This is a genomic window from Intrasporangium sp. (genome assembly GCF_035688975.1).
Taxonomy (GTDB): domain Bacteria; phylum Actinomycetota; class Actinomycetes; order Actinomycetales; family Dermatophilaceae; genus CALMNV01.
Genome location: NZ_DASSMH010000119.1, coordinates 1 through 12,860 on the forward strand (window position 1 = coordinate 1; position 12,860 = coordinate 12,860).

A 12,860-nucleotide genomic window follows, 5' to 3' on the forward strand; every position below is an offset into this window, starting at 1 on the left:
CACTGCGCCGTTGGGAACGGCCACCGGCTTGGAGCTGACGCCCGTGGAGGTCAGCCCGACGCGGAAGAGCTCGTCCGAGACCGCGGTGCCGGTCGACCCGCCCCGGTAGACGTTGCCGGGCAGCGCCCCGACGTTGGTGGCTGCGAGCTGCCCGCCGCCGGCATACGGGAAGAGGGCGAGCTTCTTGCGCAGGTACTTGAAGTTGCCGATGTAGTCGGTGTTGGAGCCGACCCACAGGCCCTCGGAGGTCGCGAGGATCGCGGAGACGGCCTTGCCGGGAGGGTTGCGCCCCGGATTCCACTGCAGCGGCCGCCCGCTCACCGGGTCGAGGGCGACGAGCCCCGGCCGCGGCACCGCCCCGGGACCCGCGAAGTCGCTGCCGAAGGGGTTGTTGCCCCAGCGCTGGTGACCGCCGACGTAGACGGCGTTGCTGGTGATCTCGGTGGCCCAGACGGTGTCGCCACCGGTCTCGGCCACCCACGTCGGCTGCAGGTCGGTGCCCACGGCATACGTCTCGAACCGGGCAGACGCGTCGCACAGCGTGTCGCGCACGCCGCCCCCCGTCGCCGAGATGACGAGGTAGGAGCCGTCGGGTGAGTAGGACACGCCGCGGACGTAGGAGTCGAAGGCGTTGCTGAAGCAGTAGGGGCTGTAGCGGTCGGTGCGCCAGTCCGGCGTCACCACCGCGCTCGTGGCGCCGAGGCTCAGCTGGGCCACCTGGTCGCGCGTCAGGCCGTCGGCGGTCTTGAAGTTGCCGATGACGGCGAGCCGGTCGCCCGCCGGGCTCACGTCGAGGTTCCACGGCCCGACCGAGCCCTGCGCCCCGGTGCCGGTGTCGTTGTGGTGGCCGGCGAACTGGACCTTGAGGTAGGCGTGGTCGACGGCGCCTGTCGTGGCGTCGAGCGCGGCGATCCCCCGGTGCGTCTGGCCGCCGACGACGGAGAAGTCGCCGGCGATGACCAGCCGGTTCCCGACCTTGACCATGTCCTTGACGCGGCCCGAGGTGCCGAGGGCCGGGGCCGCGAACGACGACACCACCGAGTTGGTCGCGAGGTTGACGAGCGCGACGTTGCGTCGCGTGGCGGCGCCCACCTGCGTGAAGCCACCCGCCAGGTATGCCGTGTCGGGCGTGGGCCCGGGGACGATCGCGGAGACCTCCCCGTTGACGGCGAGGTTGAAGCCGGACAAGCTGCCGGTCGCCGCGCCGAACGCGGCGACCCGGGCACGCGGCACGCCCTTCACCGTGGTGAAGTTGCCGCCGATGACCATGGTGGACCCGACCTTGGCGATCGCCCGGACGTCCCCGTCGCCGACCGGCGGGGTGTAGGCCGCCGGCACCGCGCTCACCATGGCGCTGGCCGACGGTGGCGGTGCCGGCGGCTGCACGGCCCGAGCCGGCGGCGCCAACACCGGCACCGCCAGCGCCGCCAGGCCGGCGCCGAGGCCGAGCACCTGCATGGACGCGCGTCGTGTGATCTTCATTACGGTCTCCCCCACCCGAAGTCGGAACGGCGCCACCCACCCGTAGCGCCGTCGCGGGAGGTCACACGTGCATCTTCCGAGGTCACGCGGCTCCCGGTTGGCGAATGTACGGGTCTCCCGCACCTGAGGTCGGGCGGTTGCGCGACCTCCTGGACCGCGCGCGCGTCCCGCGGCGGGCCCCGTTCGGGGAAGTGGCTGTTGTATGGCGGGCGAGACCCGGAAGGCGGGCAGGTAGAAAAAGCCCTAACGTACACCTTGTGCCCATCACGCACCTCCCCTTGGTTAGGAATGCCCAATGGATCACCCCCGACCGCAGGCCTTGGCCGCCGCAGAGCCCACCGGCTTCGGTGCGACCGACCCCGCGACGACGGCTCCGGCCAAGCCGCTGATCGCGCTCGACAACGGGTGGGTGGTGGTGGCTATGGACGAGGTCGCCGCGGAGCTGTCCGCGACCAAGGACGCCTATGTGTATGCCGTCGACAGCGAGCAGCTCGGGATCGCCTCCTATGACGACCTGCGCGCGCTGGAGCACCGAGAGAGCGCCATCTCCGTCCGCCCCTTTCGCCTGAGCGAGCTCCCGCCGCAGGTCCGCGAGGCCTGCGTGCACACCTTCGGCCCTTCGATCTCGGCCGGCGGCCTCTGACCGGCGCCCTCGGCGCCGCCCTCCTCTTCGTCGTCGCGGCGCTCCTCATTGGATTCGCCAAGACGGCCATCGGGGGGCTCGCGAGCGTCGCCATCGCCATCTTCGCCACGCTGCTGCCGACGCGGGAGTCCACGGCCGCGATCCTGCTGCTCCTCCTCGTCGGCGACGTCGTGGCGGTCTGGCACTACCGCCCGCACGCCGACTGGTCGCTGCTGCGTCGCCTGGTGCCGGCGGTGCTGCCGGGGCTGCTCCTCGGCGCGGCCTTCCTCGCGGTGGTGGACGACACGGCCTTGCGTCGGTCCATCGGCGGCCTGCTCCTCGTCATGGCCCTGCTGCAGCTGCGGCTGCAGCGACGTGCGGCGAGCGACGAGCCGGGCGGACCGGGCGGTCCCTCGCCCGGTCGCGGGACCTCACGGGCGGCCGCGCTCGCGACCGGGCTCGGCACCGGCTTCGCGACGATGACGGCCAACGCGGCCGGTGCGGTGATGGCCCTCTACCTCGTCGCCCAGGGCGTCGAGAAGCGGCGCTTCCTCGGCACCGGGGCGCTCTTCTTCTTCGGGGTCAACCTGTGCAAGCTTCCCTTCAGCGTGGGCCTCGGCCTGCTCACCTCGCAGACGCTGCAGCGCACCGTCCTGCTCGCCCCCGCGGTGCTCCTCGGGGCGTGGGCCGGCCTGCACGTCGCCCGGCGCCTCAGCCAGAGCCACTTCGACCGCGCCGTGCTGGCCGCCACAGTCATCTCGGCGCTCGCCCTCGTGGCCCGGTGAGCCGGCCACCGGGCGGGGGCGCGGTCGTGCCGCGGACGACGAGGTGTGGCTCGAGGACGATGTCGACCGGCTCGGTGCGGCCGCCCTCCAACCGCTCCGTCGCGGCCTGCACAGCCGCCCGGGCCATCGCCTCGGGCGCCTGGCTGACCGTCGTGAGGTCGACGGTCGCGAGCCGCGCCAAAGGGCTGTCGTCGTAGCCGACGAGGGACATGCTGCCCGGGACGTCGACGCCCGCGCGCCGCAGCCGGTCGAGCACCCCGAGGGCGCTGCGGTCGTTGAACACGACGAGAGCCGTGGTGGGCGCCGCCGTCTGCGGGAGGTCGCCTGCGGCCTCGGCCAGCATCGCCGCGACCGCCTCCGAGCCGGCGTCCTCGGTGTCACCGCCGGGCAGGATGCGCACGGCATCCGCGCCCACGAGCCGACGGACCGCCGAGCGGTAGCCCTGTCGCCGCAGCGTCGCGATCGGCCCCCGAGGCCCGTCGACGAAGGTGATGCGACGGTGCCCCAGCGACACGAGGTGCTCCACGGCGAGGGTGACCCCGACGTCATCGGCGGCGCGCACGACGTCGACCGCGGCCCCCGCCGCCCGGCGTCCGATGGCGACGACGTGGTGGTCCGCAGCGAGCGCGGCCAGCTCAGGGTCGGGCATGGTCGGCCCGAGCAGGAGCAGCGCCTCGCAGCGTGAGTCGAGCAGCGTCTCGACGGCGCGGCGCTCGTCGTGGGTGCGCGTCAGCGGGCTGACGACGACGTCGTAGCCCCGCTCCTCAGCAGCCGCCTGCAGGTCCTCGAGGAGCTCGGCGTGGAAGGTGCTGCGCACGTTCATCGTCACGCCGAGCAGCTGGGTGCGGCGCCGCGCGAGCAGGCTCGCCGTGCGGTCCGGTCGGTATCCGAGCTCACGGGCCGCGCCCAGCACGGCCTCGCGGGTCGCCGCGCCCGGACCCGGCCGGCCCCGCAGGACGAGGGACACCGAGGCGGTCGAGACGCCGGCGCGAGCGGCCACCTCCGCGAGGCGCGGTCGGGCTGGGCGCGACGGCATACGGCCTCCTTTGTGCGGACAAAGTCTTGACAGCGCCAAGGCGCCTCTGCACACTATCTTAAAGCGCTTTAAGGCGCCCCGCGTCACGTGTTCAGAGAGGCACATCATGACCCAGTCCAGCATCGGCGTCGCCGTCATCGGCGCCGGCATGGCCGGCCGCGCCCACTGCGCCGGCTACCGCTCCGCCCCGACCCTCTTCGACCCGCCACTGCCGCCCATCCGGTATGCCGCCGTCGTGGACGCCAACGAGGGCGTGGCCAAGGACGCCGCCACGCGCTACGGCTTCGAGCGCACGAGCACCGACTGGCGCGAGCTGCTCGACGCCGACGACGTCGACGTCGTCAGCGTCGTGGTCGCCAACGAGCTGCACCGGCCCATCGTCGAGGAGCTCCTCGCCGCCGGCAAGCACGTGCTCTGCGAGAAGCCGCTCGCCCCGAGCATGGCCGACGCCGAGGCGATGATCGCCGCGGCGCAGGCACGCCCCGACCTGGTCACCGGCACGGGGTTCGTCTACCGGCGCCAGCCGGCCGTGGCCGCCGTCCGTGAGCTCGTCCGCAGCCAGCTCGGCGAGGTGTCGCACTTCAACGGCCGCTACTGGTGCGACTACGCGCGCAGCGCCGAGACGCCGATGGCGTGGCGCTACAAGGGCGCCCCGGGCACGGGGGCGCTTGCCGACATCGGCAGCCACCTCATCGACCTGGCCGAGTTCGTCTGCGGCCCAATGGTCTCCGTCAGCGGCGCCGCCTTCACGACCAAGGTCACCGAGCGCGCCGTGCCCCTCGGCACGACGTACGGCCACGCCAAGGCGCAGCTCAGCGACGTGCGCGAGCCGGTCGAGAACGACGACGTCGCGACCTTCACCGCCCACTTCCAGTCGGGCGCCGTCGGGACGTTCTCGATCTCGCGGATCGCGCCGGGACACGCCAACTCGCTCGCCTTCGACCTCATGGCCGAGAACGGCGCCGCGAAGTGGGACATGGACCGCCCGGCGGAGTTCTCGGTCATCTTCAACGACGGACCCGAGGGCCGAGCCGCCTACAACGGCTACAACCAGGTGCTCCTCGGCCCGGCCCACCCCTACATCAAGGGCGGCCTGCCGATGGACTTCCCCGGCTGCTCCTTCGGCGTCGGCGACCTCTTCGGCTACCAGGCTCGCGCCTTCCTCGAGCAGGTCGCGGGCATCGACGGCCTGCCGCCCGTCGCGACCTTCGAGGACGGCCTGCGCGACCTGACCGTGATCGACGCGGTCGCCCGCTCGGCCGCCGCCGGCGGCGCCGCCGTCGACCTCGCCTGACCTCCCCCGCCAGCCCGGCGGCATACCACCACCACACCCCCACCCACGTCCGGGAAAGGACCCCCCATGTACCTCGGTGCCTACAACGCCTGCCTCCACGACAAGCCGCTCGGCGAGGCCCTCGACATCATCGCCGGCCTCGGGCTCACGAGCGCCGAGATCAACTCCGGCGGCTTCCTGCCGCCGGTGCACCTGCCCATCGAGGCCCTGCGCTCGAGCGAGGACGCACGGCAGGAATACCTCGGCGAGTTCTCCTCCCGGGGCCTCACCCTCACCGCGCTCAACTGCAACGGCAACCCGCTGCACCCCGACCCGCAGGTGCCGCACGCGAAGGACCTCATCGAGTCCATCGAGATCGCCGGGCTCCTCGGGGTGCGGCGCGTCGTCACGATGTCGGGCACGCCCGGGGTCGACGCCGGCTCGAGCCAGCCGGCGTGGAACCCGCTGCCGTGGTGGAGCCCGTTCCTCGACGTGCGGGACTTCCAGTGGGGCGCGGCCATCCCCTTCTGGAAGGACATCCAGGCCCGCGCCGCCGACGCGGACGTCAAGGTCGCCATCGAGATGCACCCGGGCAACATCGTCTTCAACCCCTCGACGATGCACCGGCTCGCCGAGGAGGTCGGCGCCACCCACATCGGGGCCGAGATGGACCCCAGCCACCTCTTCTGGCAGGGCATCGACCCGGTGCTGGCCATCGCCGACCTCGGCGACCTCGTCTACAACGCAGCCGCCAAGGACACCCGCATCAACGACGCCGCGAAGGTCAACGGGGTGCTCGACGACCGGTTCACCCGGATCGCAGAGGGCGAGCCGGGCTACCTGCACCTCGGCGGCGGCACGACCCTCAGCGGGTGGCCGACGAACCCGTCGTGGGACTTCGTCGCGGTGGGCCGCGGGCACGACACGGCCTACTGGACCGAGTTCCTCCGCGCGCTGCACAAGGTGGACCCCGACATGCCCGTCAACATCGAGCACGAGGACCAGGAGCTCGACCAGATGGAGGGGCTGCGTTTCGCCGCCAACACCCTCATCGAGGCCGAGAAGGCGCTGTGAGCGAAAGGGCCACGGTGGAGCCGCTGCGGATCGGCATCCTCGGCGCCGCTCGCATCGCGGCCCTCAGCATCGTCGCGCCCGCCGCGGCCACGGGGCACCGCCTCGTGGCCGTGGCGGTCTACAACCCGCTCGCCAACTCCCTGCATGCGCCGTGGAACCTGCGCGCGATCGCGGCGGGCAAGCACGTGCTGTCGGAGAAGCCCTTTGCCGCCAATGCCGCCGAGGCGCGCCGGGTGGCCGAGGCCGCGCAGGCGGCCGGCATCGTCGTGATCGAGGCCTTCCACTACCCCTTCCATCCGCTGTGGCGGCGGGTGGTCGAGCTGGTCGGCGCGGGCGCAGTCGGCGAGGTGCAGCACGTGGAGACGATGCTCCGTATGCCGGCCCCGGCCGACTCGGACCCGCGCTGGGCACTCGAGCTGGCGGGCGGCGCCACGATGGACCTCGGCTGCTACGCCCTGCACGCGCAGCGGCAGCTCGGGCTGCGCTTCCTCGGCGGCGAGCCGCGCGTCGTCTCGGGGCACGGGGCCGAGCGCCGTGGGCGACCGGGCGTCGACGAGGCCCTGTCGGTCGAGCTGGCCTTCCCCTCCGGGGCCACGGGGTCGGCCGCGTGTGACATGGACTCCCCGGACGTGTGGGACTTCCATCTGACGGTGACCGGCTCGGCGGGCGTGCTGCACGTGCCGGACTTCCCGCGTCCGCATGTGGACGACACCCTCGTCCTGCGTCGGCGCGGGGAGCCCGAGCTGCTCGAGCACCTGGGGACGAGATCGAGCTACACCTACCAGCTCGAGGCGTTCGCCGCGCACATCCGCCGGGGCGCCCCACTCCCCTACGACGTCACGGACACCGTCCCGCAAGCCGAGCTCGTCGACGCCGCCTACCGGGCAGCGGGATTCGAGCCTCGGCAGGTCACCGCTGCGCCACTTCCAGGCACGCGTCCGCGCCGAGGGTGACCCGAGTGCCGAGACCCCGGCCGGCCTCCTCCAGGGCGCGCGCGAGCCAGCCTGCGTCGGCTGCGCCCGCCCGCTCGAGACTGAGCCGCCGTGCGCGCAGCGGAATCATCCGCAGCTCGAGGAGCCGGCCGGTGCCCGCGGCCAGACGGGCGAGGTAGAGCAGCCGCAGCTCGGCGCGGTAATCCTCGAAGCCCCCGATTCCCTCGTAGTCGTTGACGAGATCGCCGCACCCGTAGAGCACCAGCCGGCCCCGGTAGACCTCGATGGGGCGCGGGTGGTGGGAGGAGTGGCCGTGGACGACGTCGACGCCGCCGTCGACGAGGCGATGGGCGAAACGCCGCTGCGCCCGCGGGACGCCATAGCCCCAGTTGCCGCCCCAGTGCACGGAGATGACGCGCGTGTCGCCCGGCCGACTGGACTCCAGGACGCGCTGCACGACCGAGTCCGCGGTGGCGTCGGCGAGGTCGGGAAGGAGCGCGATGCCTGGACGGCTGGCCGTGGCGTCCCACCCCTCCGGCACCCCGCTGGAGCCGTCGGCAACCGACGCGACCACGACCCGGTGCCCGGTCACCGACGTCGCCACGGCCGGGCGCCAGGCCTCCGCCTCGTCCCGGCCCGCGCCGGCGGTGCGCAGCCCAGCGGCGTGCAGCGTGTCCAGGGTGTCGTGCAGGCCGGTGATGCCGTAGTCGAGGACGTGGTTGTTGGCCAGTGCCCACACGTCCACCCGGGCGACTCGCAGGACGTCGAGGTTGCCCGGGTTCATGCGGTAGTGGACGGCCTTCGCGGGGACGGCGTCATCGCTTCGGGTCACGCTGGTCTCGAGGTTCATGACGCGGACCGCCGGGTCGAAGCCGTCCGCATCCCGCAGCGCGTCGCCCCAGGGCCAGGTGGGGTCGACGGGCGCGGCGATCGGCCCGCTGGCCCGCTCCGCGAGCGCGACATAGGTGCGGGCGTCGCGGACGTGGCGCTCGTGCAGGTTCGGGGCGCCGGGGCTGGGTAGCACCTGGTCCACGCCGCGGCCCGTCATCACGTCCCCGGCGAGCACGAGGCGCAGCTCGTCCACCTTCTGCAGGCTAGTCGCCAGGTCAGTCACCGCGTGCGGGAAGGCGGACGGTGAAGGCGGCGCCCGTCCCTTCCCCCGCGCTGTGCACGAAGATGCCCCCGCCGTGGGCCTCGACGATCGCCCGGCTGATGGTGAGCCCGATGCCGCTCCCGCCGTGGGTCCGGTTGCGTGCCGTGTCGGCCTGGTAGAAGCGGTCGAAGACATGGGCGAGCGCGTCGGGGGCGATGCCCTCGCCCGTGTCGGTCACCGAGATCTGCACCCACCCGGGATCCGGGGTGGCGACGGAGAGCGTGACGGTGCCGCCGGCCGGGGTGTGGCGCTGGGCGTTGTCGAGCAGGTTGCCCAACACCTGCCCCATCCGCTCGGGATCGACCGAGACCACCGGAGGTCGTGGCGGCACCTCGAGGCGCAGCGTCAGCCCCTTGGCCTCGAAGGCCTCCCGGGCCGTGGCGACAGCGGTCTCGGCCAGCGCTCGCGGACTGATCAGCGCCGGACGCATCTCCAGCTGGCCCTCCTCGGCACGAGAGACCGCCGTCATGTCCCGGGCGAGGCGTCCGAGACGCGTGGTGCTCGTGCGCAGCACCCCCAACGTGGCTTCGTCGAGCGTGCGCACCCCGTCCTCGATCGCCTCGAGATGGGCGTCGATCGTCGCGAGCGGCGTGCGGATCTCGTGCGCGAGGTCCGCGAGCATCCTGCGTCTCGTCGCCTCGACCGCGCCGAGCCGTTGCCCCAGCTGGTTGATGGTGCGGGCCAGCTGGTCGAACTCGGCGCCCAGCCGCGGGCTCGGGACGCGGAAGTCATACCGACCGTCGGCGATCTCGGACCCGGCGGCGGCCACCTCGGCGACCGAGCGCTGCACCCGAGCCGTGAAGTACCACGTCACCGCCAGGGCCACCACGACCGAGACGACCAGCGCGACGAGCAGGGAGACGAGCAGGGCCGAGGCAAACGCCTCCTCCACGTGCTGCGCCTCCGTGGGGCTGTGGGTCGCCCCGGCCCTGAGCAGGTGCTCGTGGAAGATGCCCGGTCCGACGGACGAGGCGACGAGCCATGACGTCAGTGCGCCGGCGAGGAGGACGAGGATCTGCGCGATGAGGAGGCGCGTGGCCAGGCCCCGCGTGCCATGACCCTCCGGGCTCGGCGTGGAGGTCACTGGCCGGTGCCCATCCGGTACCCGACGCCGCGGACCGTGCGCACGAAACGGGAGTTCACGGCGTCGTCGGACAGTTTGCGGCGCAGGTGCCCGATGTGGACGTCGACGAGGTGCTCGTCGCCGACCCACGACTGGCCCCAGACAGCCTCGATGAGCTGTTGGCGGCTGAACGCCATCTGCGGCCGTTGCGCGAGGGTGGCGAGCAGGTCGAACTCCGTGCGGGTCAACGAGACGGGTTCCCCGTCGAGCCACACCTCCCGCCCCACCGGGTCCACCACGAGGGGACCGAACGTCCGGGCCTCCTCGTCGGGCCGGTCCGACCCCGACATTCGTGGCCGGCGCAGCATGGCACGTAGCCGGGCGATGAGCTCGCGCGGGCTGAACGGCTTTGTCATGTAGTCGTCGGCCCCCACGGACAGCCCGACCAGCTTGTCCACCTCGTCGTCGCGGGCGGTCAGCATCACGACGTACGCGTCCGAGAAGGTCCGCAGCTGGCGGCATACCTCGACACCGTCCAGCCCCGGCAGGCCCAGGTCGAGGACGACGATGTCCGGATCCACCTCCCGGGCCCGCCCCACCGCGGACGCGCCGTCGAGCACGAGGTGGACCTCGAAACCCTCCCGCTCCAGATAGCTGCCGACCAGGGAGGCGAGGGCCTCCTCGTCCTCGACGACCATGGCGCGCACAATGCCCGGCTTCGGCTCTCCCATGGGCCTCATCGTCGCAGCAGTCCCGCCTTGCACCGCCCGAGGGTGCCTGGCCCGGCGGACATCTTCAGGGAACCTTCATGCAAGCGTTAGGGAGGCGCGACGCTTCCAGCGGAGAGTGGGATCATCGCGAGAGGAGCTGGAGAAGATGATGTGGTGGAACGATGGGTTCGGCTGGGGTAACTGGGTCGTCATGACCCTGGCCATGGTGGCCTTTTGGGGCCTCGTGGTCTTCGCCGTGGTCGCCCTCTTTCGGGACGGACAGCGCACGGACGACACGGCGCCCCGTCGCGCCGACTCCCCCGAAGAGATCCTTGATGAGCGCTTCGCCCGGGGTGAGATCGACGCGGAGGAGTACCACGCCCGCAAGGAGGAGCTCCACTCCCTGCCCTGACGCACCCGGCTCGGGCTCGGCGGGGCTGATCGGTCGGCTCGTCCTCGTCGTCGCCCTGGTCCTCGTTGGCCTCGTCGGCGGCGCGGGCTCGGCGCTGGCCGACGAGCCGGGCGAGACCCACGAGGGCTACCTGCTGGTCCAGCAGGCGCTCGCGCACCTCGCGCACGACCCCGGCCCCACCGGGATCGAGATGGCGGTGGAGAAGGCCGACGACGCCCTGGCGGCCGAGGACCAGAAGGGCGTCGACCTCGACGGCGTCAAGCGCGCCAAGGTGGCGCTCGAATCCGGGCGCGTGGACGAGGCGCGCACGCTGCTGCAGGCCTCGATCACGGATGCCGTGCGGGCACTGCCCCCGGCGCGGGGAAACGACACCGGGACGACAGTGGTGCTGCCGGAGCAGCCGGGACGCGGCAGCCTGGACGGACAGGACTGGGGCTTCCTGGTGAGCTCCGTCGTCGTGCTCCTTCTCGGGCTGGTGCTCGCCGTCCGCTTCCGACCGCGGGACTCCGTGGGGGAGCTGCGCCGGCGGCTTGGGTCACCGGGCGCCGGCCTGCCCCCCTCGGCCGCCCAAGGAGGAAGGCACCGCTGATGGCCACGCAACCAGCCGCCCAGCCCCCCGTCGGCACGACCACGACTCCGCCGCACCGACCCGGACGGGTTCGTCGGGCCGTCGACGTTATCGACGAGCGCCTCGGCATCACGGCGCTCGAGTACCCCGTGCCCGAGCACGCCAACAACGTGGCCTGGAGCCTTGGCGGCGTGACCGCGTTCGCCTTCGGGCTGCTCGTGGTCACCGGGGTGCTGCTCGTGCAGTTCTATGCGCCGGTCCCGGAGGCCGCCAACCAGTCGGTGCGCGACCTGTCGTCCCAGGTCTGGGGGATGCGCTTCGTCCGCGGACTGCACTACTGGGCGGCGCAGGCGATGTATGTCACGGCCGCCCTGCACCTGCTGCGCGTGTTCTTCACCGGCTCGTACAAGCGCCCCCGTGAGGGCAACTGGCTGGTCGGCGTGGCGATGTTCGGCCTCGTCATCTTCGGCCTGTTCACCGGGACGGTGCTCAAGTGGGACCAGGAGGGATTCGAGGCGCTGGGTCACAACCTCGAGCTCGCGGGCCTGCTCGGCGGCGCGGGCCTGTGGTTCTCCGCGGACTTCGCCAACACCGTCCCCATCCTCGTGCGTCTCTACGGGGCACACGTCGTCATGATCCCCGGGCTCATCCTCGTGCTGCTCACCCTGCACGGCCTGCTCGTCAAGCGGCACCGGATCTCCCCGCACCCCGCCCTGCCCGCCGACGAGTCCGGCGACCAGGCACCGCCCGCGGAGCCGACCGAGCCGTTCACCCACCACCTGCGTCGCATCGCGGCGTTCGGTCTCGTGCTGACCGGCCTGCTCGGCGTCGTCGCGGTCCTCTGGCCACCGTCCGTAGGGCCGCGTCCGGTCACCGGGATCGAGGTGACCCGGCCGCCGTGGACCTTCTGGTGGATGTTCACGCTGGAGAACTGGGTCGGCCTCTCCGGCATCCTCTACGGCGGTGGCGTGCTCTTCCTGCTCCTGATCATCCTGCCCTTCGTCGACCGCAACCGGAACCGGCACTGGCGCCGCCGGCCGGTGGCCATGGCGCTCGGCCTCCTCGTGCTGCTCACCATCGCCACGCTGACGGTCCTCATGCTCTTCACGACCGCCGAGACCCACCTGTAGGGGGGGCGGAATGGCCCACCTCACCGCAGCCCCGGCGCGACGCGCCCGCCGGTCGTTCTGGGCCCTCGTCCTCGTCGCCGTCCTCGCCGCCGGGTCGCTCACCGCGGCGCTCACCGCCGAGGCGAGCCCCGCGACGGGGCTGCGCGTCGGCCTCAGCGGGATCGTCCTGATCGCCTCCGTGGCGCTGGCCACCCGGGTGATGCTCGCGCTCGACCGAGCCCACCGGCGGCAGCGGCAGCCCGGGCCGCCGGGCCCGCGACGTCTTCAGTGAACCTTCACCGAACGACCACCAAACCCCCCGGGCCCTTCGGGCATCGTGGTCCCCGACATGGGGAGGAGTGAGTCAGCGATGATGTGGTGGAACGACGGATTCGGCTACGGCACGTGGATCGTGATGACCCTGGCCATGGTCGCTTTCTGGGCCCTGGTGATCCTGGGCCTCGTGGCCCTGATTCGTGACGGCCGCAGGCGCGATGCCGTGCGGCAGTCGCCTCGCGGGTCCTCTGCGGACCAGATCCTCGACGAGCGCTTCGCGCGAGGCGAGATCGACGTCGAGGAGTACCGCGCCCGCAAGGCGGTCCTGCACCCCGGACGCTGACGCCTCCCCGCACCGCCCCGTC

14 protein-coding genes and 1 pseudogene are annotated in these 12,860 nt (G+C 72.5%); 10 read left to right on the forward strand and 5 right to left on the reverse strand.

All coding sequences use genetic code 11. From position 1 onward, the window contains the following. A pseudogene (locus tag VFJ94_RS12760) lies at positions 1-1,482 on the reverse strand (PKD domain containing protein); the annotation flags it as partial. Between the two features lie 295 nt (positions 1,483-1,777). On the opposite strand from VFJ94_RS12760, the gene VFJ94_RS12765 reads away from it, so the two are divergent. Continuing rightward, on the forward strand, positions 1,778-2,125 hold the full coding sequence (locus tag VFJ94_RS12765) for a hypothetical protein (protein WP_325004596.1): 348 nt from the start codon (positions 1,778-1,780) through the stop codon (positions 2,123-2,125). A 68-nt stretch (positions 2,126-2,193) separates the two neighbouring features. Then, positions 2,194-2,889 (forward strand): sulfite exporter TauE/SafE family protein, encoded by a 696-nt coding sequence (locus tag VFJ94_RS12770; protein ID WP_325004624.1) that lies wholly within the window; start codon positions 2,194-2,196, stop codon positions 2,887-2,889. On the opposite strand, the gene VFJ94_RS12775 is transcribed toward VFJ94_RS12770, so the two are convergent. Further along, the gene (locus VFJ94_RS12775; protein WP_325004597.1) at positions 2,858-3,925 is read right to left on the reverse strand and encodes a LacI family DNA-binding transcriptional regulator; all 1,068 of its coding nucleotides are present in this window, start codon (positions 3,923-3,925) and stop codon (positions 2,858-2,860) included. The genes VFJ94_RS12770 and VFJ94_RS12775 overlap by 32 nt on opposite strands. A gap of 106 nt (positions 3,926-4,031) precedes the next feature. On the opposite strand from VFJ94_RS12775, the gene VFJ94_RS12780 reads away from it, so the two are divergent. From VFJ94_RS12780 to VFJ94_RS12790, 3 genes are all read left to right on the forward strand, one after another. Next, complete coding sequence (locus tag VFJ94_RS12780; protein WP_325004598.1) at positions 4,032-5,219, forward strand: Gfo/Idh/MocA family oxidoreductase; 1,188 nt, start codon at positions 4,032-4,034, stop codon at positions 5,217-5,219. 66 nt (positions 5,220-5,285) lie between these two features. Further along, positions 5,286-6,272, forward strand: coding sequence for a sugar phosphate isomerase/epimerase (locus VFJ94_RS12785; protein WP_325004599.1), 987 nt, complete (start codon positions 5,286-5,288; stop codon positions 6,270-6,272). Beyond that, positions 6,269-7,225, forward strand: coding sequence for a Gfo/Idh/MocA family oxidoreductase (locus tag VFJ94_RS12790; RefSeq protein ID WP_325004600.1), 957 nt, complete (start codon positions 6,269-6,271; stop codon positions 7,223-7,225). Before VFJ94_RS12785 ends, VFJ94_RS12790 begins: the two co-directional genes overlap by 4 nt. Here VFJ94_RS12790 and VFJ94_RS12795 read toward each other — a convergent pair. Genes VFJ94_RS12795 through VFJ94_RS12805 form a run of 3 tightly spaced genes read right to left on the reverse strand, consistent with a single transcriptional unit; the run spans position 7,182 to position 10,160 of the window. After that, complete coding sequence (locus tag VFJ94_RS12795) at positions 7,182-8,288, reverse strand: CapA family protein (RefSeq protein WP_325004601.1); 1,107 nt, start codon at positions 8,286-8,288, stop codon at positions 7,182-7,184. The two genes, VFJ94_RS12790 and VFJ94_RS12795, sit on opposite strands and share 44 nt — an antisense overlap. A 22-nt stretch (positions 8,289-8,310) precedes the next feature. Continuing rightward, positions 8,311-9,441: a HAMP domain-containing sensor histidine kinase gene (locus VFJ94_RS12800; protein ID WP_325004602.1), complete on the reverse strand. Its 1,131-nt coding sequence runs from the start codon at positions 9,439-9,441 to the stop codon at positions 8,311-8,313. Next, positions 9,438-10,160, reverse strand: a complete 723-nt coding sequence (locus VFJ94_RS12805) for a winged helix-turn-helix domain-containing protein (RefSeq protein WP_414654609.1) — start codon at positions 10,158-10,160, stop codon at positions 9,438-9,440. The genes VFJ94_RS12800 and VFJ94_RS12805 overlap by 4 nt, the downstream gene beginning before the upstream one ends. 136 nt (positions 10,161-10,296) lie before the next feature. Between VFJ94_RS12805 and VFJ94_RS12810 the strand changes: the two genes are divergently transcribed. The 5 genes from VFJ94_RS12810 (at position 10,297) to VFJ94_RS12830 (ending at position 12,838) form a co-directional block, all read left to right on the forward strand. Further along, positions 10,297-10,542 carry an SHOCT domain-containing protein gene (locus VFJ94_RS12810; protein ID WP_325004604.1) on the forward strand — a complete coding sequence of 82 codons (246 nt, stop codon included), beginning with the start codon at positions 10,297-10,299 and terminating at the stop codon, positions 10,540-10,542. Continuing rightward, positions 10,466-11,131, forward strand: a complete 666-nt coding sequence (locus VFJ94_RS12815) for a hypothetical protein (RefSeq protein WP_325004605.1) — start codon at positions 10,466-10,468, stop codon at positions 11,129-11,131. Before VFJ94_RS12810 ends, VFJ94_RS12815 begins: the two co-directional genes overlap by 77 nt. Then, positions 11,131-12,240: a cytochrome b N-terminal domain-containing protein gene (locus tag VFJ94_RS12820; RefSeq protein ID WP_325004606.1), complete on the forward strand. Its 1,110-nt coding sequence runs from the start codon at positions 11,131-11,133 to the stop codon at positions 12,238-12,240. The genes VFJ94_RS12815 and VFJ94_RS12820 overlap by 1 nt, the downstream gene beginning before the upstream one ends. 10 nt (positions 12,241-12,250) lie before the next feature. Next, complete coding sequence (locus VFJ94_RS12825; protein WP_325004607.1) at positions 12,251-12,511, forward strand: hypothetical protein; 261 nt, start codon at positions 12,251-12,253, stop codon at positions 12,509-12,511. Between the two features lie 78 nt (positions 12,512-12,589). After that, entirely contained in the window at positions 12,590-12,838 is a 249-nt protein-coding gene (locus VFJ94_RS12830) for an SHOCT domain-containing protein (protein ID WP_325004608.1), read from the forward strand. The last annotated feature ends 22 nt before the right edge of the window (positions 12,839-12,860 follow it).

Bases quoted from the DNA above. Each gene is read 5' to 3' on its own strand.
- VFJ94_RS12765 (WP_325004596.1), top strand. From the start codon at position 1,778: ATGGATCACCCCCGACCGCAGGCCTTGGCCGCCGCAGAGCCCACCGGC.
- VFJ94_RS12775 (WP_325004597.1), bottom strand. From the start codon at position 3,925: ATGCCGTCGCGCCCAGCCCGACCGCGCCTCGCGGAGGTGGCCGCTCGC.
- VFJ94_RS12780 (WP_325004598.1), top strand. From the start codon at position 4,032: ATGACCCAGTCCAGCATCGGCGTCGCCGTCATCGGCGCCGGCATGGCC.
- VFJ94_RS12785 (WP_325004599.1), top strand. From the start codon at position 5,286: ATGTACCTCGGTGCCTACAACGCCTGCCTCCACGACAAGCCGCTCGGC.
- VFJ94_RS12805 (WP_414654609.1), bottom strand. From the start codon at position 10,160: ATGAGGCCCATGGGAGAGCCGAAGCCGGGCATTGTGCGCGCCATGGTC.
- VFJ94_RS12810 (WP_325004604.1), top strand. From the start codon at position 10,297: ATGATGTGGTGGAACGATGGGTTCGGCTGGGGTAACTGGGTCGTCATG.
- VFJ94_RS12815 (WP_325004605.1), top strand. From the start codon at position 10,466: ATGAGCGCTTCGCCCGGGGTGAGATCGACGCGGAGGAGTACCACGCCC.
- VFJ94_RS12820 (WP_325004606.1), top strand. From the start codon at position 11,131: ATGGCCACGCAACCAGCCGCCCAGCCCCCCGTCGGCACGACCACGACT.
- VFJ94_RS12825 (WP_325004607.1), top strand. From the start codon at position 12,251: ATGGCCCACCTCACCGCAGCCCCGGCGCGACGCGCCCGCCGGTCGTTC.
- VFJ94_RS12830 (WP_325004608.1), top strand. From the start codon at position 12,590: ATGATGTGGTGGAACGACGGATTCGGCTACGGCACGTGGATCGTGATG.